The sequence below is a fragment of the Oligoflexus tunisiensis genome (assembly GCF_001748245.1).
Classification (GTDB): Bacteria; Bdellovibrionota_B; Oligoflexia; order Oligoflexales; family Oligoflexaceae; genus Oligoflexus; species Oligoflexus tunisiensis.
This window is the reverse complement of sequence record NZ_BDFO01000001.1, coordinates 6,916,646-6,940,839: the sequence shown is the minus strand read 5'-3', so window position 1 is coordinate 6,940,839 and position 24,194 is coordinate 6,916,646. Positions and strand designations below refer to the sequence as shown.

Annotated in this window: 22 protein-coding genes; 11 read left to right on the top strand and 11 right to left on the bottom strand. The window is 55.4% G+C overall.

Features of this window, described 5'->3' with window-relative positions:
- Positions 1 to 192: 192 nt before the first annotated feature.
- Positions 193 to 2,883, bottom strand: coding sequence for an aconitate hydratase AcnA (gene acnA / locus OLTU_RS28810; RefSeq protein ID WP_141736185.1), 2,691 nt, complete (start codon positions 2,881 to 2,883; stop codon positions 193 to 195).
- Positions 2,884 to 3,040: 157 nt separating this feature from the next.
- Here acnA and OLTU_RS28805 point away from each other — a divergent pair, with 157 nt between their 5' ends.
- Entirely contained in the window at positions 3,041 to 3,694 is a 654-nt protein-coding gene (locus OLTU_RS28805) for a hypothetical protein (protein ID WP_141736184.1), read from the top strand.
- Between the two features lie 60 nt (positions 3,695 to 3,754).
- Positions 3,755 to 4,036, top strand: a complete 282-nt coding sequence (locus OLTU_RS28800; RefSeq protein ID WP_218110344.1) for an HNH endonuclease — start codon at positions 3,755 to 3,757, stop codon at positions 4,034 to 4,036.
- On the opposite strand, the gene OLTU_RS28795 is transcribed toward OLTU_RS28800, so the two are convergent.
- The 9 genes from OLTU_RS28795 to OLTU_RS28755 all read right to left on the bottom strand — a co-directional run bounded on the left by OLTU_RS28795 (position 4,033) and on the right by OLTU_RS28755 (position 10,860).
- Complete coding sequence (locus OLTU_RS28795; protein WP_141736182.1) at positions 4,033 to 4,254, bottom strand: hypothetical protein; 222 nt, start codon at positions 4,252 to 4,254, stop codon at positions 4,033 to 4,035. The two genes, OLTU_RS28800 and OLTU_RS28795, sit on opposite strands and share 4 nt — an antisense overlap.
- A 74-nt stretch (positions 4,255 to 4,328) precedes the next feature.
- Entirely contained in the window at positions 4,329 to 4,664 is a 336-nt protein-coding gene (locus tag OLTU_RS28790) for a hypothetical protein (RefSeq protein WP_141736181.1), read from the bottom strand.
- Positions 4,665 to 4,732: 68 nt separating this feature from the next.
- Positions 4,733 to 5,503 carry an ABC transporter permease subunit gene (locus OLTU_RS28785; protein ID WP_141736180.1) on the bottom strand — a complete coding sequence of 257 codons (771 nt, stop codon included), beginning with the start codon at positions 5,501 to 5,503 and terminating at the stop codon, positions 4,733 to 4,735.
- The gene (locus OLTU_RS28780; RefSeq protein WP_141736179.1) at positions 5,500 to 6,465 is read right to left on the bottom strand and encodes an ABC transporter ATP-binding protein; all 966 of its coding nucleotides are present in this window, start codon (positions 6,463 to 6,465) and stop codon (positions 5,500 to 5,502) included. The genes OLTU_RS28785 and OLTU_RS28780 overlap by 4 nt, the downstream gene beginning before the upstream one ends.
- Positions 6,466 to 6,480: 15 nt before the next feature.
- On the bottom strand, positions 6,481 to 7,170 hold the full coding sequence (locus tag OLTU_RS28775) for a hypothetical protein (RefSeq protein ID WP_141736178.1): 690 nt from the start codon (positions 7,168 to 7,170) through the stop codon (positions 6,481 to 6,483).
- A 75-nt stretch (positions 7,171 to 7,245) separates the two neighbouring features.
- Positions 7,246 to 7,536, bottom strand: a complete 291-nt coding sequence (locus OLTU_RS28770; RefSeq protein WP_141736177.1) for a YggT family protein — start codon at positions 7,534 to 7,536, stop codon at positions 7,246 to 7,248.
- A 61-nt stretch (positions 7,537 to 7,597) separates the two neighbouring features.
- Complete coding sequence (locus OLTU_RS28765) at positions 7,598 to 9,667, bottom strand: M3 family metallopeptidase (protein WP_141736176.1); 2,070 nt, start codon at positions 9,665 to 9,667, stop codon at positions 7,598 to 7,600.
- A gap of 79 nt (positions 9,668 to 9,746) precedes the next feature.
- Positions 9,747 to 10,433, bottom strand: a complete 687-nt coding sequence (locus tag OLTU_RS28760) for a YggS family pyridoxal phosphate-dependent enzyme (RefSeq protein WP_141736175.1) — start codon at positions 10,431 to 10,433, stop codon at positions 9,747 to 9,749.
- A complete protein-coding gene (locus tag OLTU_RS28755) occupies positions 10,369 to 10,860 on the bottom strand; it encodes a hypothetical protein (protein WP_141736174.1) in 492 nt (163 codons plus the stop codon). The genes OLTU_RS28760 and OLTU_RS28755 overlap by 65 nt, the downstream gene beginning before the upstream one ends.
- Positions 10,861 to 10,996: 136 nt before the next feature.
- Between OLTU_RS28755 and lpoB the strand changes: the two genes are divergently transcribed.
- Positions 10,997 to 11,623: a penicillin-binding protein activator LpoB gene (gene lpoB / locus OLTU_RS28750; protein ID WP_176737057.1), complete on the top strand. Its 627-nt coding sequence runs from the start codon at positions 10,997 to 10,999 to the stop codon at positions 11,621 to 11,623.
- The gene (locus tag OLTU_RS28745; protein ID WP_141736172.1) at positions 11,620 to 12,891 is read left to right on the top strand and encodes a COG3014 family protein; all 1,272 of its coding nucleotides are present in this window, start codon (positions 11,620 to 11,622) and stop codon (positions 12,889 to 12,891) included. The genes lpoB and OLTU_RS28745 overlap by 4 nt, the downstream gene beginning before the upstream one ends.
- A gap of 86 nt (positions 12,892 to 12,977) precedes the next feature.
- Here the strand turns inward: OLTU_RS28745 and OLTU_RS28740 are convergent, their stop codons facing one another.
- Positions 12,978 to 14,093 (bottom strand): Glu/Leu/Phe/Val dehydrogenase dimerization domain-containing protein, encoded by a 1,116-nt coding sequence (locus OLTU_RS28740; protein ID WP_141736171.1) that lies wholly within the window; start codon positions 14,091 to 14,093, stop codon positions 12,978 to 12,980.
- Between the two features lie 287 nt (positions 14,094 to 14,380).
- Between OLTU_RS28740 and mnmG the strand changes: the two genes are divergently transcribed.
- From mnmG to OLTU_RS28705, 7 genes are all read left to right on the top strand, one after another.
- Positions 14,381 to 16,231 carry a tRNA uridine-5-carboxymethylaminomethyl(34) synthesis enzyme MnmG gene (gene mnmG, locus OLTU_RS28735; protein ID WP_141736170.1) on the top strand — a complete coding sequence of 617 codons (1,851 nt, stop codon included), beginning with the start codon at positions 14,381 to 14,383 and terminating at the stop codon, positions 16,229 to 16,231.
- 55 nt (positions 16,232 to 16,286) lie between these two features.
- Positions 16,287 to 17,684 (top strand): Ada metal-binding domain-containing protein, encoded by a 1,398-nt coding sequence (locus OLTU_RS28730; protein ID WP_141736169.1) that lies wholly within the window; start codon positions 16,287 to 16,289, stop codon positions 17,682 to 17,684.
- Complete coding sequence (locus tag OLTU_RS28725) at positions 17,681 to 18,154, top strand: methylated-DNA--[protein]-cysteine S-methyltransferase (RefSeq protein WP_141736168.1); 474 nt, start codon at positions 17,681 to 17,683, stop codon at positions 18,152 to 18,154. The genes OLTU_RS28730 and OLTU_RS28725 overlap by 4 nt, the downstream gene beginning before the upstream one ends.
- A gap of 201 nt (positions 18,155 to 18,355) precedes the next feature.
- Positions 18,356 to 21,136, top strand: coding sequence for a TonB-dependent receptor plug domain-containing protein (locus tag OLTU_RS28720; RefSeq protein ID WP_141736167.1), 2,781 nt, complete (start codon positions 18,356 to 18,358; stop codon positions 21,134 to 21,136).
- Between the two features lie 143 nt (positions 21,137 to 21,279).
- The gene (locus OLTU_RS28715; RefSeq protein WP_141736166.1) at positions 21,280 to 22,200 is read left to right on the top strand and encodes a pirin family protein; all 921 of its coding nucleotides are present in this window, start codon (positions 21,280 to 21,282) and stop codon (positions 22,198 to 22,200) included.
- A 100-nt stretch (positions 22,201 to 22,300) separates the two neighbouring features.
- Positions 22,301 to 22,879: a TetR/AcrR family transcriptional regulator gene (locus tag OLTU_RS28710; RefSeq protein WP_141736165.1), complete on the top strand. Its 579-nt coding sequence runs from the start codon at positions 22,301 to 22,303 to the stop codon at positions 22,877 to 22,879.
- Complete coding sequence (locus tag OLTU_RS28705; RefSeq protein ID WP_141736164.1) at positions 22,876 to 24,147, top strand: acetyl-CoA C-acetyltransferase; 1,272 nt, start codon at positions 22,876 to 22,878, stop codon at positions 24,145 to 24,147. Before OLTU_RS28710 ends, OLTU_RS28705 begins: the two co-directional genes overlap by 4 nt.
- Positions 24,148 to 24,194 lie beyond the last annotated feature (47 nt).

Below are 24,194 nucleotides of genomic sequence, written 5' to 3'. Positions count from 1 at the left end.
CGCAAGCTTTATCGGAAGAAACGGATATCCTTTAAGGATTTCCTGGGAAGGACTTATCAAATTTCATGCAGCCGGCATCTGGAACCCATGAAAAATTGAAGGGGAATGATCGCGATTCCCGCAGGATGGGGCAGGGCCAAAAAAAAGCAGTTCCACGAGGAACTGCCTGGATGACGGTAAAATCAAGGGTGCTCAGCTGTTGATGGCCAGACGCCGCAGCACATACTGCAGAATTCCGCCATTCACGAAGTAGGCGAGCTCATCTTCGCTGTAGATGGCGCTCTGCACCTGGATCACTTCCCGGGTTCCATCCTTGCGCTGAATCGTGCAGTTCAGGTTCTGCCTTGGGCGCATGGTGCGGACGCCTTCGATAGTGAAGGTCTCATCGCCCGTGAGGTTCAAGGTCTTCCGGTTTTGTCCGGGCAGGAAGAAGAGAGGCAGGACGCCCATGCCGATGAGGTTCGAGCGGTGAATCCGTTCGAAACTTTCGGTGATCACAGCGCGCACACCCAAAAGATTGGTGCCTTTCGCGGCCCAGTCACGCGAGGAGCCGGTCCCGTATTCCTTGCCACCGATGACCACGAGTGGGGTCTTCGTTTCCTTGTAACGCATGGCGGCATCGTAGATCGACATGACTTCGCCGGTGGGAATGAATTTGGTGTAACCGCCTTCCTTTCCATCCAGCATTTCGTTCTTGATGCGAATGTTGGCAAAGGTGCCTCGCATCATCACTTCATGGTTCCCGCGGCGGGCACCGTAGGAGTTGAAGTCGACCGGAGTCACGCCATGATCGATCAAGTACTTGCCAGCCGGGCTATCCTTCTTGATATTGCCCGCGGGGGAAATGTGATCGGTCGTCACGCTGTCGCCCAGAATCGCCAAGGCACGTGCGCCAACGATATCGTCCTGCCCCACGGATTCACGGGGCATGTTTTCAAAGTACGTGGGATGCCGCACATAGGTGCTGCTCGGATTCCAGTTGAAGGTCAAACCTTTGCCAGCCGGGGTCTGCTGCCACTGTTTCGGACCTTCGAAGACGTTCGCATAGCGTTGTTTATACATCGTGGCGCTGAGCGAGTTCCTGATCGCATTGGTAATCTCGCTATTGCTGGGCCAGATGTCGGCGAGGTAAACGTCCTTGCCATCGGAGCCTTTGCCGAGCGAAGCCGTGGTGATGTCGATGGTCATCGAACCGGCCAGGGCAAAGGCCACGACCAGCGGAGGCGAGGCCAGGTAGTTGGCCTTCACATCCGGACTGATTCGGCCTTCGAAGTTCCGGTTGCCGGACAGCACCGCGGCGGCCACCAGGTTGTTGTCCTGAACAGCCTTGGAAATTTTCGGCATCAGAGGTCCAGAGTTCCCGATACAGGTGGTGCAGCCGTAGCCGACGATGTTAAAGCCGAGCGTATCGAGATGCGGCTGCAGGCCTGCCGCTTCCAGATAGTCCTTCACAACCTGGGATCCAGGTGCCAGCGAAGTTTTGACCCAGGGCTTCGAACGCAGGCCTTTTTCCACGGCTTTTTTCGCCAAGAGACCGGCCGCGATCAGAACCGAGGGGTTCGAGGTGTTGGTGCAGCTGGTGATCGAGGCGATCACGATATCACCGTGGGTCAGCGTGTATTTTTCACCTTCCACGGGCGCGCATTTCTTCAGGTCCGCTTCGACAACCTTGAAGTTCCTGGGCAGGCATTCATGGAAATTGCTGGCGGCCTTGCTCAGGGGAATACGATCCTGTGGACGGGACGGGCCCGCGATGCTGGGCTCGACGGTGTTGAGATCCAGCTCCACGACCTGGGTGTAAACGGCTTCCACCGCATTGTCACGCCACATGCCCTGGGCCTTGGCGTAGGCTTCCACCAGTTTCACGCTGTGTTCATCACGACCGGTAAAGCGGAGGTAACGCAGGGTTTCATCGTCAATCGGAAAGAATCCGCAGGTGGCGCCGTATTCGGGAGCCATGTTGGCAAGCGTTGCACGGTCGGCGAGACCAAGTTCATCAAGGCCGGGGCCGAAGAATTCCACGAACTTCTCGACAACGCCGAGCTTCCGCAATTTTTCGGTCACGGTCAACACGAGGTCAGTGGCGGTCAGGCCCTCTTTCAGTTTACCTGTAAATTTGAAACCGATGACCTCGGGCAGAACCATCGCCACCGGCTGAGACAGCATCGCGGCTTCGGCCTCGATACCGCCGACGCCCCAGCCCAGAACGGCAAGGCCGTTCACCATGGTGGTATGCGAGTCCGTACCGACGCAGGTATCCGGATAGGCCCATTTTTGACCGTCCTCTTCCTTCGTCCAGACCACTTTGGCCAGATATTCGAGGTTCACCTGATGGCAAATCCCGGTTCCAGGCGGCACGACGCGGAAATTGTCGAGGGAGTTTTGAGCCCACTTCAGGAATTCGTAGCGTTCGGCGTTGCGCTCGAATTCAAGATCAACGTTTTTCTGAAAGGCATCGGGGGTGCCGTAGTAGTCGATCATCACCGAATGGTCGATCACAAGGTCAACCGGCGACAATGGGTTGATCTTCTTCGCGTCGCCGCCCAGATCGATCATGGCCTGGCGCATGGCGGCCAGATCCACAACCCCGGGAACACCTGTAAAATCCTGCATGAGGACCCGCGCGGGGTGATAGGCAATTTCATGCTGCGATTTTTTAGTCGAAAGCCACTGCTCAAGAGCTTTAACATCTTCCTTGGTCACGATGCTGCCGTCTTCATAGCGGAGCAGGTTTTCCAAAAGGACCTTGAGCGTCATCGGCAGGCGGGAGATATCACCCAGTCCATTCTTTGCCGCATCAGGCAGACTGAAGTAGTGATACGTAACGCCGTCCACAACCAGAGTTTTATGGGAGCTGAACGAATCGAGTCTTTTGTGCGCCATGGAGACCTCGGGAAAGTGAGTCAACAATGTGCAGGGGAGCATACAGCGATTTTCCCGCTTTTGCATTAGTTTGTTACGTTGCCCCGCCTGCGTTTCCGAGGCAAGGTGGTGAGAGAAATTAGCTGTCAACATAGTTTCAAATCGTGGAATTCAATGAATGAAACACACAGATGCGCTGAAATTGAGTATCGTGGTTCCTGTTGCGCCGGGTGATAAGAGTTGGAAAGCACTCCTCACTCAGCTGGCCGTGTTGGCCCCTGAACATTCGTGGATCCTGTCCGTAAGCGATACAGGATGTGAACTTGAGAAGGATGATCTGGAAGCAGCCATGATTTATCATCGTTCGCTCTCCGTGGTCACCGGTGCGGCCGACCATGCGGACCAGATCAATCGAGCGATCATGACGGCTCCGACCGATTGGATTTGGGTTCTTCAGGCGGATGCCGAGCTTTCGCCCCTGTCGGTAGCCAAACTTATGGAATCCTTGCTGCTCAACCCGGACGCGCTGCATTCATTTGAATCGTTGCCGCATGGGACACGTCCTGGCCGCCGCTCCATGGCGCGGAGTCGTTCCTCGCTTTGGTCCATGCCCTTTGGTGATCACGGCTTTGCCTTCCATCGCCAGCTTTGGCAAAGTGTCGGCGGTTTTACCCGGGATTTGACCTACGGTGAGGATCATGTGTTTTGCTGGCGGCTCAGGCAGGCTGGTTTTCATGTCATCCGCGTGCCTCTTACGGTGCCTTTGAATCCTGGTCAACGCAGGCAACATCGGCCGCGGCGTTTGCCGCATAGGATGCAGGGACTTGGCTGAAAAATCGGTTGGCCCCGGCTTTTGGAATCTGTTACGAAGGGAACCGCAGGAGGATTCCCTTTGTTTGAAATCGATGATGAATTTATTCAACGCGAAAGGCTCAAAGCCAAGGACCTGAAAAAGTCCCGTTGGTGGCAGAATATTATACAGAAAACTCAGTGTTATTATTGCCTTAAGCCCATCAGTCGTGAGCAGGTCACCATGGATCATGTGGTGCCAATTAGTCGCGGCGGGCGCAGCACAGCGGGCAATCTGGTGCCGGCCTGTAAAGCCTGCAATGAGAAAAAGCGCAGTCTGACACCTGTGGAATGGGACGAATTTCTGCAGCAAGGCAGGACCTAGAAGCGACAGCTCCGCATCAGCCAGGCGATCAACGCCAGAAACAAAATCAACTGCAAATAATGATACCAGCGCACCGATTTATTGGATTTCTTTTCGGGACCTTTTTGGGTTTTGGTGAGTTTCCTGCCTCGAAGCGTCGCGCTGCGACCCTGCATGCGCTGGCGTTCAGCCGCGAGATCGATCAGATTATCTTTGGACTTCGGCTTATTGTCTGGCATAGGTGACCCGGCCTTCCCGATGTTCTGGGGATTATCCTCGCCATCATAGTGGAAAGCCCGGGCGAGGTACAGAGTTAGTGCTCGGGGCTGTGCCCGTCGGCCTTTGCTTTGACACTCTCGGGCGTAATTTCCATTTCCTCATCGTGCCCATCTTTGGCATGGGGATCTTCGTGCTCAATTTTTGGCTTGGCGTGTTCCACCTCGCTGTCAGCAGGGTGATCCGGAGCGTAATGATCGTTCTCATAAGCGTTATGAGTTGGCGTCATTTCATGATCTCCGGCGCTGCTGTCGCGATCATCCGCATGTTTGGGTTTCATGCTCAAGACGATCCCGAGACCGATGCCGAATACGATCAAACTCAGGAACAGGGCAACGATCCAGGCGACGGTTTGATTGACAGCCCGAGCCATAAGCGACTCCATGATGAGATGGACTTTATTTTCCTGGATTATATCTCAAAAATGGAGCCGGTTCCAATTTATCCGACGATGTCGCGCCGATTGAAGAAGAAGCAGGCGAGGGACATGAACACACCGATGAGCAGGAGGCCATAACCCAAACGGGAGAGGAGTTCCATTTGCGAAAGAAATTCCTTGCCGACTGTATATTGGGAGGCATCAAAGAGATGGAGATTCCAAAGGCCGGCAAGCGTCTCGACCGCCTGGCGTGTGGAAGCCGGCGTGTCGGGTGACAGCGTTTGCATGATGGGAGCTGTGATCAAACCCGCGACAAACATCCAGATGGAGCAAAACAGGGCCACGGCCGCGGAGGCCATGCTGGCAAAGAAAATGGAGACGGCCGCCATCACCAGCCAGCTCATGCTCAAAAGACTAAAGAGGATCACATCCCGCAGCGGCATCCAGCCCATGCCATAACCCAGGTAGATGCTCTGCCAGCCGGCGAGGAAGATCAGGCTGAGGAGCAACAGCGCTCCGGTCAAACCCAAAAATTTTCCGATGAGCCAGGTGTTGCGGGAAATCGGGGACGCCAGCTGCACCTCAAGGCTGCCTTCCTGTCTGGAGTCAGCGATGATTTTGTTTCCCCAGAAAATGGCCACCGTGGTGCCGGTCATCAGCCAGGCGAAGGAGCCGAGGTCATAAAGAATTTTGATGAATTCCTCGACCCCCCAGTAGCTCGCAAGGCCGGACATGATCAGGAGTCCGCAGCCAACCAGGGCTGCCGGCAGAAAAATTCTATCACGCCGCAAACGCAGAAACGTTTCCATGGAAACAGCCAGGAGGGATCTCATGCGCTTTTATCCTCGCTAAAGAAACTGAGCAGGTGATCCTCATCCAGACCTGAGGACTTGCGGAAATCGACGACCAGAAGACCTTTCACGAGACAGGCCTGAAGCCATTTGACAGCATCGGCATAATCCTTGAACCAAAGCTCGGTGCGGTAGGCCTGAGTCCTGAGATCCCCCCACATGGGCAGGCGGCTGGCCTCCTGCATGCTGCGCAGGGTCTCAAGAGAGCAGCCGGAGACCGCAAGGAAATGCTGCAGATTCTGCGCCGGGGAACCACTCGTGGCGCTGAGACTCGAATAGACGAGTTTGCCCTTGTTCATGATGTACACCTGCTCGCAGGTTTCCTTGATCGACCAGATATCATGGGTGCAAAGGACAATACTGGCCTGACGTTCGCGCAGCTGATTGATCAGATGAACCATGAGTTTGTAGCCGACCGGATCCAGACCGGACATCGGTTCATCGAGGATCACGAGTTCGGGACGATGAATGGTGGCCTGCGCCCACGAGAGGCGGCGTCCCATGCCTTTGGAGAGCTTGCCGACCTTTTTGCGACGGTGTTCCCAGAGCCCGACTTCACGCAGTTGCTTTTCGATCGCTTCCTTGTAATGTTTGGGCTTCAAATCCTTGGGATTGAAAACCCGCAGCTGGTGCGAAAGAATTTCCTCGCAGGTCAGGTTCCCGGGCAATTTATTGGTTTCCGGCATGTACCCGATCAGGCGTTTGTCTTCCAGCGTCAGTGGCCTGCCGCGGAACAGGACCTCGCCCTTGTCCGGCTTGATCAGGCCGAAGATGGTGCGAATGGTGGTGGTCTTGCCCGCTCCGTTATGTCCCATCAGTGCGGTGCAGGTGCGCTCCGGAAAACCGAAGCTCAGATCATCAAGGACGACCTGCTTTTTTTTGAAGAGGTCCTGGTCAAACACTTTGCGCAGATTTCTGACTTCAAGAATGTAAGGGCTGCTCATCGACCTGGGCTCCTTTCAAGGGGAAGCGGGAGCTTCCGGCAGTGCCGGGGCTTTGCCAAAGCTTTGCAAGAGTTTCAGAAAAGTATCGCTGCTTTCCGTTTCCGCAATGATCTCAAGACTGCGCTTAAGATCCTCGGGCGTCAGATCCTTTTCGCGAAGGAGTTTCTTGACGGTATTCTGCACATACTCCGGGGAATGAGGGCGCGAGGCGGCCATCATAAAAAAGCTGGCGGCCTGGGCCGGCTGCTTCATTTCAAAGTATTCCACATAACCCTGGGTCATGGGCAGGCGCCAGCTCATGGGAAAAGCCTTCAGACCAGCCAGAATAATTTCCTGGCAGTGTTCCGGCCTTTTGAAATCCTGCATCATGACGATGCAGGAGAGCATATAGGTCGTCTCCAGCTTCGGATGATGCCGGATCACGCTTCGGATCTGCCGCATCATGCCTTCGGCATCATCGCCCTTGCGCGGATCGAGCAGCGTCTGCAGCAGCCAGATATTGATGAAATCATCGTAAATCCCCTTGTGCCCCAGGGTCAGGACGGCGATCACTCCCGAGGAAAACTGTGAGAGCGGCGGCGCTGCGAAGATATCATACTCATTCCGCAGGGTTTTCAGTCGCTGATCATTGGTTTTCAGAAGGACGCCGATGAAGAGAAGAGAAGCCAGTACAGGTAAAATCAGGGATCGGAATCGAAGCAGCACAGGGACGGCCTCCACGAACACTATCCGGAACCCGGAAGGTGGCAAAGCCGGTCCATGAACCGGCCCTGCACGATATTACAGGCCGCGAGCTGCGTAACCGCGCAGCATCGCCTCGAGAACTTTTTGAACCAGAATCACGATGGCAAGCAGCACCATGGGAGCCCAATCGAAAGGCCCAGGAATGCGTGACGTGAATCGACGCAAGGGCCGATACATCGGCTCGGTTATATTGTAAATCATCTGGACGATCGGATGGCTCCGATCACCGACCCAGCTGACGATAACCGACGCAATGACCAGCAGCTGAATCATTTGCGCAAACATGGAAATAACGGCTGCCAATCCATCCAACAACGCAGCACCCATCAGGGCCTCCTCTTTACCATAACAAATATGCTAGACCTGCCTCGTGAAACATGCAAGCCCGTCAGCTGCCTGTCAAGCCATTGTGTTTCAAAAGAGCATCAGGTCGGGGCGGACGGCCGCGGAACCTTGTAAAGACGTCCATGGGGTGTTGACTGCCGCCCAGCGCCAGAACGGTTTCGCGGAAATCACGGCCCACCCGGGCGATCGTTGTCTCGTCCAGGCCTTCCTCCTCAAAGCGGCTGAAGGCATCGGCGCTCAAAACTTCCGCCCATTTGTAGCTGTAATAGCCGGCGGCATAGGAGCCCGCAAAGATGTGTTCGAACGTGCAGAGCGAACGATCCTCGGGAATGGGTTGAATGGCACAAACCTTCTGGGCGATCCGGCGGCTGACTTCCTCGACGGGGACCTTGCCGTCCGGATCAAAGCGATGATGCAGTTCCATATCATTCATGGCAAAGTGCAGCTGGCGCACCATAAGGTTGGCTGCATTGAACGTCCGGGCTTCATAAATCTTGCGGAAGAGATCATCCGGCAGCGATTCCCCGGTCTGGATGTGCTTGGTGAGGTTTTTGATCACCGACTTCTGATAGCACCAGTTTTCCATGAACTGGCTGGGCAGCTCGACAGCATCCCATTCGATCCCGTTAATACCAGCCACTTCCAGCTCGTCGACGCGGGTCAGCATGTGCTGCAGCCCATGGCCAAACTCGTGGAACAAGGTTTCCACTTCATCAAAGCTGAGAAGCGAGGGCGTGTTGCCCACCGGAGGCGTGCCATTGCAGACGAGGTAAGCGACCGGCAAAACCGATTGGCCATCCTGCTGCCCACGATCCAGGCAGGAATCCATCCAGGCCCCACCGCGTTTTTCCGCAGGACGGGAATAGGGATCGAGATAGAAACCGGCGATCTTTTGATTTCTGTCGTCAAAGACATCATAGAAGGAAACATCCGGATGCCAGCGCGGGAAATTGTCCGTGCGGGCGACGACCTTGATGCCAAAGAGCGTATGCAGGAGTTCGAAAAGACCGTTGAGAACGCGCGGAAGCGGAAAATAGGGGCGCAGCTCATCATCGGTGAAATCGAATTTTTTCTGCCGCATTTTTTCGAGATAATAATAGATATCCCAGTTCTGGAGGTCGCCCTTGAGACCGAGCGTCTGGGCAAAGGCGCGCAGTTCCTGCAGTTCCTCATGGGCCTTATGGGTCGAAACCTTGGCCAGATCCTCCAGCAGGCGATCCACCGAATTCACAGCCCCGGCCATCTTCATGGCAAGGCTGACTTCGGCATAGGTCTTGTAACCCAGCAGGCGCGCGAGTTCACGGCGCAGGCGCAGGATATCGTAGATATTCTTCGTATTGTCGAACTTTCCCGAAGAGGCCCGGCTGATATAGGCGCGATAAAGTTTTTCACGCAAAGGTCGCGAGTCGCCGTATTTCAGAAAGGGGATGTAACTTGGGAAATCCAGTGTGACCCGCCAGGGACCGGCTTCGGCGCTGGCTTTTTCGCCGGGACGGCTGGTCTGATAATTTTCCGCCCACATGCCGAGGAAGTTGGCGGGAATTCCGGCCAGATCCTTTTTGTCCTTGACGATCAGTTCAAAATCCTTGGTCGCATCCAGAACATTATTGGAATAGGTGGTCTGCAGCTGCGAAAGCTTTTGACTGATTTCGTTGAAGCGTTCCTGGGCCGCACCTTCCAGTTCGATCCCGGAAAGTTTGGCATTCAGAAGGAGATGCTCCACGATGCGCTTTTGCGCTTCGGACAGCGAGGGGAAGGACGGCTGCTCCTTCATGTTTTTCAAACCAACATACACAGCGCGACTTTGCGAAAGCCGCAGGGAGAAGCTCACAATTTGCGGCAGGCTGGCTTCATACGCCTCGCGCAGCTCGGGTGAATTTTTCACGCCGATCAGATGCTGGATGGGACTCCAGGTGTTATGCAGTTCACGTCGTATGGTTTCCAGTGGCACCAGGAGTTTGTTCCACTCGGGCTGGGGATCGCTCTCGAGTTTTTGCAGCAGCGATTCACAACGCTGCAGTACGTGATCCACTGCCGGTCTTACATGTTCTGGACGTATCTTATCAAAATGGGGAAGGCCACTATTCCCGATCAGGGGATTTTCATGCACCATCTCTTCTGTCCTCTTTTAGTCGTGCGCTCAGCCTGTCTGAACATTTCAGAATAACAGAGGGAAAGCAGAAGAGCGATGCTCAGACTTGACGCGGGCCGAGAATTGCGGTTCCGATCCGCACCAGGTTGGAACCGGCGCGAATGGCCAGGCCCAGATCCCCTGACATGCCAAGAGAGAGTTGTCCTTCCCCCACCTGGTCGGCGAGTTGCCGAAGACTTTGATAAAGCGGCGGGACCTCGCCTGTGGTCGCATCCTGAAATTGACTGGGCGGGATGGCCATGAGCCCGCGCAAACGGAGTTCGGGATTTTGGGCCAGAGCCGCAGCCAGTGCCGGCACTGCGTCCAGCGGACAACCGTGCTTCCCTTCCTCCTGATCGGCATTGACTTCGATCCAAACAGGGTAGGGGGTTTTGCCAAGATCGCGGGCGGCGCGGGCGATTTGCTCGGCCTGTTTCAGCGAACCCACGGTCTGAATTTCGCTGGCCACACTGACGATTTTACGGATTTTGTTGGATTGCAAATGACCGATGAAAATCCAGCGGATGGGAAGGTCGCTCAAGGCTTCACTTTTGGCGATCAGCTCCTGCGCATAGTTTTCGCCGAACGACGTCTGACCCCAGGAAAAAAGTGCGCGCAGCGGTTCGGGTCCATGGCCTTTGGTGACCACGAGGAGCTCGGGCGCGGCGCGCGTCCCGGCGTGTTCACGGATTTGGCTGCACACCTGGTGATAGCGATGCTCCAGATCCTTCGTTGCTTGGGAATCCATCCGGCTGTTTCCTTGTGCCCTCTTTTTCCATCAGGCCCGATTCGGCAGCCGGCATGGGCGGCGCGTATTCAGGCTGATTCATGGTATCGCCTGGTTCGGCTGGAAGGGCAAGCTCTTGCTTGGATGCGGGCATCTCGACCTCCTGCGGCAGGGGGCCGGGTGACCGATGAACAGGGAGATTCGGATGGGGCGGGGTTTGCCGGCTCAGAGGGACGAAGGTTGATTCCTGCTGAACTTCATACTGAGGGGCTTCGATATAAACATTGCCCCGAGCGTCAATGCGGACATTGACCTGCTCAAGACTCTGATTTTTGGCCGACGAGATGTCGACCCCATTGAGATAAATGACGCGGGCTGTGCTGCTGGACACGGGATAGGGCTGGCCAATCCCAGCCAGAAGCAGCAGGCATGGTCCCATCACGCTCATGAAAGCCTCCCTTGCTCGACTGAGGAGCCTTGCGTATGCTGGTTGTACGGACAACGTCGAAGACGGTCCCCTATAGAATTTATCATGTTCCGCCAGGTAAAAAATGATCAGCGGACGCTCAGGAGAGGTGAAGCCGATGCAAAAAGCGACTAAGAGCCAACAGTGGAGCAAGGGCCTGCAGATTCTGGCCCTGGGTTTGGGGCTGGCGGCCTGTTCGCCCAGTTTTGAAGGGACCTATAATGATCCCGCCGAGGCGGAAATCGTCGATGACAAATGGAGTGAAACCGATGCCCGTAAGACGGCGACTTCATTGATTCAACAGGTCATCAGCAAACCCTGGCTGACGGAATATGTGGCCAAAAACAATGGCCAAAAGCCCATTGTCATCGTGGATGAAATCGCGAATCGTACGGACGAACATATTGATACCAAGGCTTTGACCGAGTTCATGCAGGATGAGCTGATCAACTCCGGGAAAGTTCGGTTTTTGAACGCTGCGAAGCGCAAGCAAATCCTGGAAGAGATCAAGTATCAAAACTCCGGCACGACCGAAGCCAAAACGAGAAAGACCCTGGGCAAGCAGATCGGTGCTGACTTCATGCTGAGCGGCGCCATTTCCAATTCCGTGCATAGCCAGGGCGGGCTGAAGACGGTCACCTACCAGACGGCTCTGAATTTCACCGATCTTGAAACGACGGAAATCGTTTGGAGCGGCAAGGAACTGATCAAGAAACGCTTTAAGAGATCAGGTGCAGGGCTTTGATTAAATTTCTGCGGCATTCCGGGTTGGTCAGCGGGCTGGTCTTTTTTCTGACCGGCTGCGCGTCCTATTCGGATGACATAAGACAGGTGCAGACTTCGTTTCGCGCGGGTCAGTATGGGGAGGCTTTGCAGAAGCTGGAGGAATCCCCGCTGAAGGAGCAGACGCGGAACCGTCTGCTCTATTTGCTGGAAAAAGCCATGATCCTGGACCGTCAGGGTCAGCGTGAGGATTCCCGCAAGCTGCTTTTGAAAGCGGATCGTATCGTGGATGAGCTTTACACCACGAGTGTGAGCAAGGCTGCGGCCACCTTTGTCTTCAATGATTCCGCCCAGGATTATCCGGGCGAGGATTATGAAAAGGTGGCGATCCATACGATGCTGGCTCACTCCTTCATCGAGGATGGGGATCTGAAGGCCGCGCGTGTGGAAGCAGCGCGTATCAATACCCGCCTCAATGAGATCAACAGTTTTTATGAAGAGAATAAGAACCGTTACAAGGAGGATGCCTATGCCCGCTATCTGGCTGGCATGATCTATGAGGCGTTAGGTGAGGATGATTCCGCGATTGTGGATTACCGCGCGGCTTTGAAAATTTACGAGGGTGACTATCGCAAGATCTTTGCGACCCAAGCCCCCGATCATCTGGTGGTCGCACTTTATCGCCTTCTGGTGAAACGCAGGCGGGCGGATGAAGCCAAGGAGCTGAAGAAGAATTATGAGCTGCAGGGGCTGGATACCAGGGATAGCCTGGGTGAGGTCGTGGTCCTGCATGAACTCGGTGAGATCGCGAGCAAGGAGAAGTCGGAGTTCGTCATTCCGATCGGTTCAGAAATTGTGCGGTTTTCGTTTCCTGTGATTCGGCGCGTGAAAGCCCACTATGGGCGGACAGGAATCCGGATCGATGACGACCGCTCGCAGCCAGCGGACCTTGCGCAGAATTTTGATATGATCGCGCGGGAGACGCTTGAGGATCGGCGGGGCCGCATTGTAGCGAAATCCCTGGCGCGTCTTGTGATGAAAAGCCAGATGACCCAAAAGGCCCAGAAGGAATTCGGGGCTATCGGTTGGCTGGCTGGGAATATCTACGGGGCCGTGACGGAAACGGCTGATACACGCAGCTGGGCCCTGCTGCCCGCTGCGGTGCAGGTGTCACGGATTCTGTTGAAACCGGGGAATTACGATCTGACCATTTTCAATGATGGGAAGACGTCGCGTGTGCGCAAGGTTTCGATCAAGGCTGGGGAACTGCAGTTGATTCGGGATTACTGATCCCCTGCGGGGATGACAAGCGGGTGCGATGGCGAGCAGTGCGTCAGGGCCCGTGAGGGCCTCCGACCTGCTCACCCCGGCCTGATTCAACGACCGCGACCGCGGCTGGTTTGTACCCAGGTTTGATTATCCATCGTATTCCGCAAATCCTTCATGGCACGGACCGACTGAATACGCTGCTCAGCAATCATGTTGGAAGCTGCGTTGGTGGTTATCTGCTGGTCATCCGCCTGCTGATAAATGGCCAACAGAGTATCATAAATGCCGGACGCCTTCTTCTTGGCGATTTCCGCATCATAACCTTGAAGCTCCTGATACACGTTGATCACGCCACCGGCGTTGATCACATAATCCGGCGCATAAAGAATGCCGCGTTCCTTCAGCATCGCTCCATGTACGATTTCATCCAGCAGCTGGTTGTTGGCCGCGCCGGCCACGATCGGGGCCTTGATGTCCGGAATGGTTTGATCATTCAGGAAGCCACCCAACGCACAGGGTGCGAAGACATCGACGTCCAGCTTATGAATCTCATGCAGCTGAGCCGCTTCCGCGCCGTAGAGTTTCACGTTGGACTTGACCTTCTCAGGATCAATGTCGGCCACGTAAACTTTCGCGCCTTCATTCACAAGGTATTCCACAAGATGCGAGCCCACGGCGCCAGCACCCTGGATCGCAACGCTCACGCCCTTCAAGGCATCCTTGTTCAATTTATACTTCACCGAAGCCTTGATGCCCTGGAACACGCCCCAGGCTGTCACAGGCGAAGGATCGCCCGAACCGCCAGCCCGCGAGCTGACGCCTGTTATATAAGCGGTTTCCAGACCGACCTGTTCGATGTCGCTCACGCGGATGTTCACGTCTTCCGCTGTAATGTAACGACCGCCGAGGCTGTCCACAAAGCGACCGAAGGTCCGGAACAGCGCTTCGCTCTTCAATTTCTTGGGATCACCGATGATCACTGACTTGCCGCCGCCAAGATTCAATCCGGTCACAGCGTTCTTATAGGTCATACCCCTGGACAGGCGCAGCACGTCGCGCAGCGCTTCCTCATCGGACTTGTAATCCCACATGCGGCAGCCACCAAGAGCCGGCCCCAGGGTTGTATCGTGAATGGCGATAATCGCCTTCAACCCTGTTGTTTTGTCATGGCAGAAGACAACCTGTTCGTGCCCCATGGTGGTTAGATCTTCAAAAATAGCCATCCTATCCTTCCTTTTTGTCCTGGGTATGATTTGCAGCTCAAATCAGCCTACACCGGTACATGAGCACCAAGAAATACTCGAAGGGTTTGAAAATAGCAAGTAAGCCAAAGCCCTTGAAAATAAGGCGTAAAGCTCATGATGTAAGCTTCGCTCACCGCATGCAGCAAGGCCTCTCGCGCATCTGTTCTTGTCATGTTTGACTTATTAAGTTAGTACCAGATTTCCGTGGACAGGGTCGTTTGACAAGTGAAAAATCCACGATCCAGGCAGGACAAGAAAGGTACGACATGACGCAGTTTGATGTCATTGTGATAGGCGGTGGCCACGCCGGTTGTGAAGCCGCTCTGGCGGCGGCACGCATGGGCCGCAGGACTCTTTTGGTGACTCAGGTTGTGGATCGCATTGCCGCCATGTCCTGCAACCCCGCGATTGGCGGGACTGCCAAGGGTCATCTGGTCAAGGAAATCGATGCGCTGGGCGGGCAGATGGGCAAGGCCATCGACGCAACCGGTATACAGTATCGCATTCTGAACCGCAAAAAAGGTCCAGCCATCTGGTCATCGCGCGCTCAGGCGGACATGGACCTTTATCGCCGCTATATGAAGCACACGCTCGAGAACACGCCTAACCTGCACATTCGTCAGGATAGTGTTGAGGGACTTTTAATTGACAACGACAGTCAAACGCCGGCTGTGGTTGGCGTTGAGACGCGTCTCTTTGGTAAGTTTCATAGCCGAACTGTTGTGATCACGACGGGCACTTTTTTGAACGGCTTGATCCATATCGGGAATCAAAAAATCTCGGCCGGACGCGCAGGTGACGCGCCTTCCGTAGGTCTGGCGGAATGCATTCGTCATTTCGGCTTCCGTGTGGGCCGCCTGAAAACCGGGACCACGCCGCGCCTTGATGGCAAGACCATCGACTGGTCGGCATGCGAGGCCCAGCATTCGGATGACGATATCATCCCCTTCAGCTTTGCAACCAAGGCCATCACCCAGCCTTTGATCCCGATGTACATCACGTACACCAACCCGCGCACGCACGATGTCATTCGCAAATATCTGAGCGAGTCGCCGCTCTATAGCGGTGAGATCGTCGGCATCGGCCCGCGCTACTGTCCTTCCATCGAGGACAAGGTGGTGAAGTTCGCGGATCGTGAGGAGCATCAGATTTTCCTCGAACCTCAGGGTTACGATACTTGCGAGGTTTATCCGAACGGTCTTTCGACTTCGCTTCCTCTGCGGGCTCAGCTGGAATTCGTACGCACCGTGCGGGGTCTTGAAAAGGCCGAGATCATCCGTCCAGGCTATGCGATTGAATATGACTTCGTGGATCCGACCGAGTTGAAATCCACGCTTGAAACCAAAAAGCTCAGCGGTCTTTTCCTTGCCGGCCAGATCAACGGCACCACGGGTTACGAGGAAGCGGCGGCTCAGGGTTTGATGGCCGGCATCAACGCCGCCCGGAAAGCGGCTGATCAGGAAGGTCTGATTTTAAGCCGGGCCGAAGCGTATATCGGCGTTCTGGTGGATGACCTTGTCACCAAAGGCACCCAGGAGCCTTACCGCATGTTCACCTCGCGAGCGGAGCATCGTCTCTACTTGCGGGAGGACAATGCGGATCTGCGTCTGACGGAAATCGGCCGTGACATAGGTCTTGTGCGGGATGACGATTACAGCGGCTTTATCAGCCGGCAGAAATCCCTGGAGGAGCTGCAGGACCTTGTGAAAAACACGACGATTGGTCCGTATCAACTGCCGGTCGAATTCCTGGATGCCAAGGATAATATCGGCACGCGTCTGGATGCCATCCTCCGCAAACCCCGGGTTTCGATCTTCGATCTTCTGCCGCATGTTCCGATGCTTCAGACCTATGATCGGTCTGTCCTGCGTCGTTTGGAAATTGAAGTCAAATATGAAGGTTACATTGATCGCGAACGGCGTGCCATCCGCAGCTCGGAGCAGCTGGAACGGGTCAAAATTCCCAGTGAATTTGCCTTTGAAAGCGTATCCGGACTCAGCCGTGAGGTGGTGGAAAAGCTGAAAAAACACCGGCCGCATAACCTGGGTCAGGCGTCGCGAATCTCCGGTTTGACGCCGGCGGCGATCCAGATTCTGCATGTTTATATCACGATGTAGCGATCAGGTCCGAAAACCGCCAGTGCTTCGGCCACGGCTGTCGTAGGATACGCGCATGAGAACGCAAAACGACCAAAACTTCAAAAAGATCATCGAACGCCGGGACCCACGCTACGACGGACGCCTCTACTGGGGCGTCACCACCACCCGAATCTACTGCCGGCCGATCTGTCCGGCGCGACCCAAACCTGAAAACATTCGCATCTTCAAAAGTGCAACCGCAGCGGAAAAAGCCGGCTATCGGCCCTGCCTTCGCTGTCGTCCGGATCTGGCTCCTGGCAGTCAGCGCTGGGAAGGAACCGGCGTGTCGGTGGCGCGGGCCCTGCGTTTGATGGATGAACGGGCTGGTGAAGGTTTGACCGTTGAAGAACTCGCGGCCACGCTGGGCATGAGCGATCGGCATCTGAGACGGCTCTTCCTCGAGCATCTTGGGGCCTCGCCTGTGGAAATCATGATCAACCGTCGTTTGCATCTGGCGCGGCAGTTGATTGGTGAAACCCGGCAGCCGCTCACCGAAATCGCGTTTGCGGCCGGTTTTCAATCGATCCGTCGCTTCAACGAGGCCTTTCAGGAGCTCTATCACAAGCCGCCTTCCGCTTTTCGTCGGCAGACAACGCAGGATGAGGCGCCGGGCCTGCAGCTGCATCTCGCTGTGCGTGAGCCTTATGATTGGCCGTCCATGCTTCGGTTTCTGCGCGGTCATCAAACCTATGGAGTCGAGCGGGTGGATGAGACCTCGTATACCCGTTTCATTCCGCAGAAGGATCAGCCTCCGGGTCAGGTGCGGGTGACCTTCCAGGACGGAACGCTCATCACAGAATTTCAAAACATAAGACTACCCGAGCTGCGTCCGCTGATCGCCCGACTGCGCCATCTCTTTGATGCGGATCACAATCCTCATGATTTGCCGCAAAGTTCGGAGCGGCTGGCCCACGGGATTCGGATTCCAGGCTGCTTTGATGCCTTTGAGACGGCCGTTGGCATTGTGATCAGTCAGCTCGTTTCCACCGTTCATGCGCGCCAGATGCTGCGCAAATTGGTGAGCACGTATGGACATCGACTGACAGACGATGAGATTTTCACTTTTCCCAAGGCTGCGGTACTTCAGAGCGCGGAGCTGGAAACGCTCGGCCTGACCCGACAGAAAGCGGAAGCCATACGGCAGCTGTCCGCTCAGGTCAGTGAAGGCGGACTTGTGCTTTCGCGTCTGGCGGATCTGTCCGAAACCCGGAAAAAACTTGCGGCCATCCCGGGCATTGGTCCCTGGACCGTGGAATGGATCGCCATGCGTTGTCTCGGGGACGCGGATGCTTTTCCGCGTACGGATTTGATGATGAAGCGGACTGAGGTGCGGGACGTGGAACTCTGGACTTCACAAAAGTCTTATCTGACCCAAATACTTTGGCGGGACTACGTCAGATCCAAGGACGCTCAGAAAGGTGGCAAAACATGAATTCTTATCAATTGGCTGTGACCAGCAAAATAGGTTCACTCTATTTAATCGCATCCGCCGAAGGTCTTTCAGGTGTTTATTGGGACGAACAGAAAGTTCCTTACTTAAAGGATCAGTCTGATCCCATCGCGGCTGGCCATCTCATGGAAGCGGCCGAGCAGATTCAGGCCTATTTGAACGGCGAGCGCAAGGACTTTGATGTCCCCCTGGCGATGCAGGGCACCTCGTTTCAAAAGGAAGTTTGGAATGAGCTGCGCCGCATTCCTTATGGGCAGACCATCTCTTACCGTGAACTCGCACACCGGGTTCAACGACCCAAGGCCTGTCGCGCTGTAGGTGCGGCCAACGGCAGAAACCCCTTGTGCCTGATCATCCCCTGTCATCGCGTGATCGCCTCGAACGCCAGTCTGGGTGGCTATTCCGGGGGATTGGACCGGAAAAGCTGGCTTCTGCAACTCGAAGCTCTTTAAAATCTGCAAGCTGATACTGCGAATCCCGATTCCGGGATTCGCCACGATGAAAGAAAAAGACCACAGTTCACCTCACATCTGATCACCTTGAAATAAAATTTGGCCACTTGACCAGTTTTCAGTGCGTCCTTGGTTGCTTCAAAAGCGTGGCTTTGTTATCGCTGGAGGGTCTTAAGCTTTTCTAATAGAAGGATACCCTCTATGAGGCACGAACTCTCGAATCTGATTCCGGGATGGATGCTCCGTATTTCCCTGCCTTTGGCCTTCGCCCTTTGCCAAAACAGCGCAATGGCCCAAAGTCCGTCGACTGCCGTTGAAAAGACTCCTGACGCTGCCACTGTCAAAGAGAGCGAAGCCAGGAAAAAAGACAAAAAAGAAGAGCGCGTTGAAGTGGTCGGCTCGCGCCTGAAGCGGGTGGACGTGGAAACCGCGGCTCCTGTGGTCATCATGGAAAAAGAACAAATCGAAAAATCCGGTGCGGCCAGCGTCGGCGACTTCTTCCGAAAGTCCGCGGCCACCAGCCCCACAGGTAACTTTTCCGGCGGTAGCCGTTATGTATCATCCGGTGCTGCGACCATCGACCTTTTGGGGATCGGTGCCGCGCGGACCCTCGTTCTTTTGAACGGTCGTCGTATTCCGACCCTTCCCGGCCTCGGTGCGGTGAACGTGGATAACATTCCAACCGGAGTCATCGAGCGTATTGAAGTGCTCGCCGGTGGTGCTTCCGCGGTTTACGGCGCGGATGCGGTCGGTGGTGTGGTGAACATCATCACGAAAAAGGAATTCCATGGTTCGGAAGTTTCGCTGTTTGCGAACGTTCCGCAGGAGGCCGGTGGAACGGAGCGTTCGGCTACCGCCACGACGGGGATTGACCTGGGTGACGACTCGAACCTGATTCTTTCGATCGGTGGCCGCCAGCGTGATCCCATCGACAAACGCAAGAGAGACCTCTCGTTTGCCAACGATCCAGCCTATCTTTATACGAATACCACGGCGCCGCTCGGCACCTATTCCTATCGTCCCCTGACCATTGAGGGGGATAAGGTCGTTCGTGGCACCATGAGGGCCAGCGACAACTGCCCGACGGAATTGCGCCAGACCATCAGTCCCAGTACTCCGAATGACGTTTACTGTACCGGCAGGCGTTCCGACTTTCCTTCCGAGCTGACGCCCACGAAAGAGGAATTCTTTGGATCGGTTCTGCTCAACAGTGCGGTCGGTTCAGACTGGAACCTGAACGGGGTCCTGACCTACAGTGACAGCAAAACCACGTCGAATTCCGGCCGTGCCAACTACACATCCACTGATCCGGTGACCAACGCCCCGGTGATCCTGAGTGCGGCCAAGGCTCGTTCCCTCGGCCTGACCCTGGATGAGAACACCGATTACGTGCAGCTGTATGCACCCGTGGCGGAATCAGTGGATCGTAATCAGGTCAACCACTACAAAAACTCGGTCGCTGCGGCCAAGGTTGAGGGTGAGATTCTGGGCGGCTGGCGTTTGCAGTCGGGCCTCTCCTATACGTCGAGCCAGGTGGAGCGCATCGGCAAGAAGTACCGCAACTCGGAGTCGTTGCATAACCTTTACTTCAACAGCAATAACCTCGGCCTCGTGGCTGGTGCGGATCCACAGTTCATTCCGATCGATCCCGCGCGTAATTCGGCTGCATTCGACGCCGTCTTCGCCGATTTGAAAGCTGAGGAATTCAGCGATAACACCACCTGGGACGCCTTTATTGATCGCCAGCTCTTTGATCTGCCGGGCGGCCCTGTGGCCTTCAGCATCGGAGTGCAGGTCACCCAGGAAACCTTCAAGCAAACACCTGATGTGCGTGATATCGCCACGAACAGCCAGAACCTGGCTCTTTACTCGGGCACCTACGCGAACCGCGGCGAGGGCTCGCGGACATCCCGCGCTGTGGCAACCGAATTTGCGGCTCCCGTGACCAAATGGATGGATGTGGAAGGCGCTCTGCGTTTTGATAACTTCAGCGATTTCGGTGATACCACGAACTACGGTCTGGGCACCAAACTCAAGGTTGTGCAAGGCGTGGCCCTCCGTGGCCGTTATGCAACCAGCTTCAAGGCTCCGAACCTGGATTATTTGCATCAGGAAGGCGGCGGTGGATACATCAGCCTGATCGATGAAAAATGGTGTCAGACGGAGAAGGACTATGGGCGTCCCTGCTCCACCCCTGTCCATCAAATCTACATCGACTCGGTCGGCAACGAGGACCTGGATCCTGAACAGGGCGTCAACTACTCGGCCGGTATCATTCTGGAGCCTATCGAAGGGCTGACTCTGGTCTCCGATTACCACGCCATCAACCTGAAGAAGACCTTCGGCAACGACGATCTGCAAAGTATCGTGGAAGCCTGGTATGCTGAGAACCCCGACAATACGCAGGGCGGCAGGGTCTTTGACTTGAACGATGTCCGCGTGAACCAGGACGGTGTGATTACCAGTCTCGGCGTTCCCGTGCGCAACATGGGTCGCACGGAAGTGCGGGCTGTGATCTCCGAAGCCAACTATCAGCAGGCCGTGGGAAGCTTCCGCTTTGGTGCTGGCACAGAATACGCCCGCATGCTGTCCTACAAGTCGGCCGACAATGAGCAGACTCCTCTGCGCCAGAAAATTGGTTACATTGGCGTCCCACGCTGGAGATGGAACAACCAGCTGAGCGCCAGCGTCAACGACAGCTCACTGTCCCTCTATGGCCGCACCATCTCCCGCATGAGCACGGACCCTGAATTGGCTTCGGCCTACAGCCGCGAGGCCAAGGTCAGTCCTTATACGGAATTTGATGCGACGTTTGCCACCCTGATCGGCAATACCGGTCTGCAGCTTGGCGTTAACAATATCTTCAATACCATCGGTGGTATCTATGACGGCAATGCTGCGCGTACGGAGGATGTCGCGTCCCAGTACCTCTACTCGTACGTCGGTCGCAGCTATTTTGCGCGTGTGACTCAAAGCTTCTAAGTTCAATCCTTCAGTTCAAACTCGGGACCCATGGTTTTCGGACCATGGGTTTTTTATTGAAGCGGACTCGCCGGACTTGCAGCCGAAAAAGCCTTTTGTCAGAGTAGGGCCAGGATTCCTTCCTTGACTAAGGAGATACCGCCATGAGCTGGATGCCTTCGCGTGAACCTCAGTGTCATTCCCTGTCAGCGGATGATGGTCTGGACATGGTCATCCAGCCTCGAGCGCGCGACCTCAGTGGGCTTGCGGTCGCACGCCTTTTGCCGGCGATCGAACGCAAGATGGTCGGGCCCTTTATTTTTTTCGACCACATGCTGGCTCAGGAATTTGCGCCAGGACAGGGCATCGACGTGCGGCCTCATCCGCATATTGCCCTGGCGACGGTTACCTATCTCTTCGAAGGGGAGCTGGTTCACCGCGATAGTCTCGGGACCGAACAGGTCATCCGTCCCGGTGCCATCAATTGGATGACGGCCGGACGCGGGATTGTTCATTCCGAACGCACCGACTCTCAAAAACGCCAGGGCGGGGAGCGCTTTCATGGGATTCAGGTCTGGGTGGCCCTGCCTCTGGAACACGAGGAAACGGAACCCTTCTTCCATCATCACGCGCAGAAGGAATTGCCTGTAGTGGAAGGCCCGGGCTATACCGCTCGCGTATTGATCGGTGGGGCCTTTGGACAGACGTCACCCGTTCGTATTTTTTCACCAATGTTCTATGTCGATGTCGAGGCTCAGGCAGGAAGTTCGGTGGAACTGCCTCATGACTATGAAGAGCGGGCTCTTTACCTTGTGTCCGGTTCCGTCCGCTATGGCAATCAGCTTTTCGAGCAGCCCCAGCTGGGCATCTTTAAGAAGGACCACTCCATCAGACTCCACATTCAATCGGACGCCCGCTTCATCCTGCTCGGTGGTGCGCCTTTGGACGGGCCCCGGTTCATCTGGTGGAACTTCATATCCAGTTCCAAGGATCGCATCGAACAGGCGAAATTGGATTGGAAGGAAGGACGCTTCCCGAAGGTGCCCACGGACTCTGTGGAATTTATTCCGCTGCCGGATTCGTAAAATTAATTGATATTATTAGGGTTATGGAGTCAGCGGACGCCTACCTCAAGGTAGGCAACCTTCCTACCGATAGGTAGTTAATTGGTGGGAAGGGGAGACCATGTCCGCATCCAAAACCCGAAAGGAAGCCATTGAGGAGGGCCGCAGTTTACTGCAAAAACTCGGCTTTAACGGCTTCAGTTTTCAGGATATCGCCAATCGGATTGGCATCAAAAAACCAAGCCTTTACGCGCATTTTGCCTCGAAAGAGGAACTGGGCCTGGCGATGATCGCTCACTATCGCCATGATTTCGAGCAGTGGGCTGAAAAGCATAAAAGTGATCCCGTTCTGAAACAGATCGAAGGCCTCTTTCGCATCTTCAATAAATTTGCGCGTGATCAAAACAAGATCTGCCCTTTGACGGTTCTCTCGGCCGAGTATGAAACATTGCCGCTTTCGATGCGCAAAGCGTTGAAGGATATGGCCAAATTTCAGGAAGCGTGGCTGGTGGATCTGATTGAACGAGGCATGCGGGGCGGACACTTTCGTGCGGATCTCGATCCCTTGCAGACGGCTCACATCATTCAATCCCTGGGCTTTGGTGTCCAGCATCTCGCCCGTATCCACCAGGATACGGATCGCATTCTCGCCGTGAAGGCACAGATTCGTCATCTCTTGGAACCTGGGAGGTCTACATGAAGACTTTGCGTACGAGTTATATCGTTGGTGGTGTTCGGACTCCTTTCGTCAAATCGATGGGCGCATTTCATCATGTGCAGCGCATCGAACTCATGATCGCGAGCCTGCAGGAACTCAGAAAGCGTTATCACTTGGATCAGATGATCGTCGGTGATGTGGCGCTGGGTGCCGTGATGAACAGTTCCGCCGACTGGAACCTTGCCCGTGAGGCCATCCTGCGGGCTGGCTATCATCCGCATACGCCGGCTTACAATCTGCAGAGAGCGTGCGGGACCGGGCTCGAAGCCCTGGTGCAGGTTGCGAACAAGATCTCTTTGGGCCAAATTGAAACCGGAATCGCCGGTGGCGTCGACACCAATAGTGATATTCCTCTCGAACTGCAGGACAGCCTGCGCAAATTCTTTTTGAATCTTCCGCAGGCGAAAACCCTGCTCGACAAAATCAAAACGGTGACGACCTTGAAGCCGGATAGTTTCAAGCCACGCATTCCTGCGGTTGTGGAACCCCAGACCGGGCTGTCCATGGGACAGCATTGCGAGCTGATGGTGAAAAGCTGGGGCATCAGTCGCGAAGCGCAGGATCGCTTTGCCTATGAGAGTCATCAAAAAGCTGCGAAGGCCAAGGCCGCTGGATTTTTCGATGATCTCATCATCCCGGTTGCCGGCGTCAAAGGTGATGGCATCCTGCGAGCGGACACCACCGTGGAAAAACTCGCCAAACTTAAACCGGCCTTTGACCCTGAAAATGGCAGCCTGACCGCTGGAAACAGTTCCGCACTAACGGATGGCGCCTCTTCGGTGCTGCTGGCTTCCGAGGAGGCCATCACTCGCAACGGCTGGAAAGCCCTGGCCCGCTTTGTTGATGCGGAAGCCGCGGCGGTGAATTTTGTGGGTGGCGATGGACTCCTGATGGCCCCAACGCTGGCCGTCAGCCAACTGCTCAAGCGCCACGGTCTGAAGCTCCAGGATTTTGATTTCTATGAAATTCACGAAGCCTTTGCCGGTCAGGTGCTCTGCACACTGAAAGCCTGGGAGGATGCCACCTACTGCAGGGATGTGCTGGGGCGTTCCGAAGCGCTCGGCAGCATCGATCCCGCGAAGATCAACGTCAACGGCAGCAGTCTTGCGGTCGGGCATCCCTTCGCTGCCACAGGCGGGCGGATTGCAGCGACTCTGGCGAAGCTGCTCCATCAACAGGGCAAAGGTCGGGGTCTGATTTCCATTTGTACGGCTGGCGGCATGGGTGTCGCGGCGATTTTTGAAGTGTAAAAAAAGAGACGGCCGGGGAAGAACTTCCCCGGCCTGGAGCCATCACA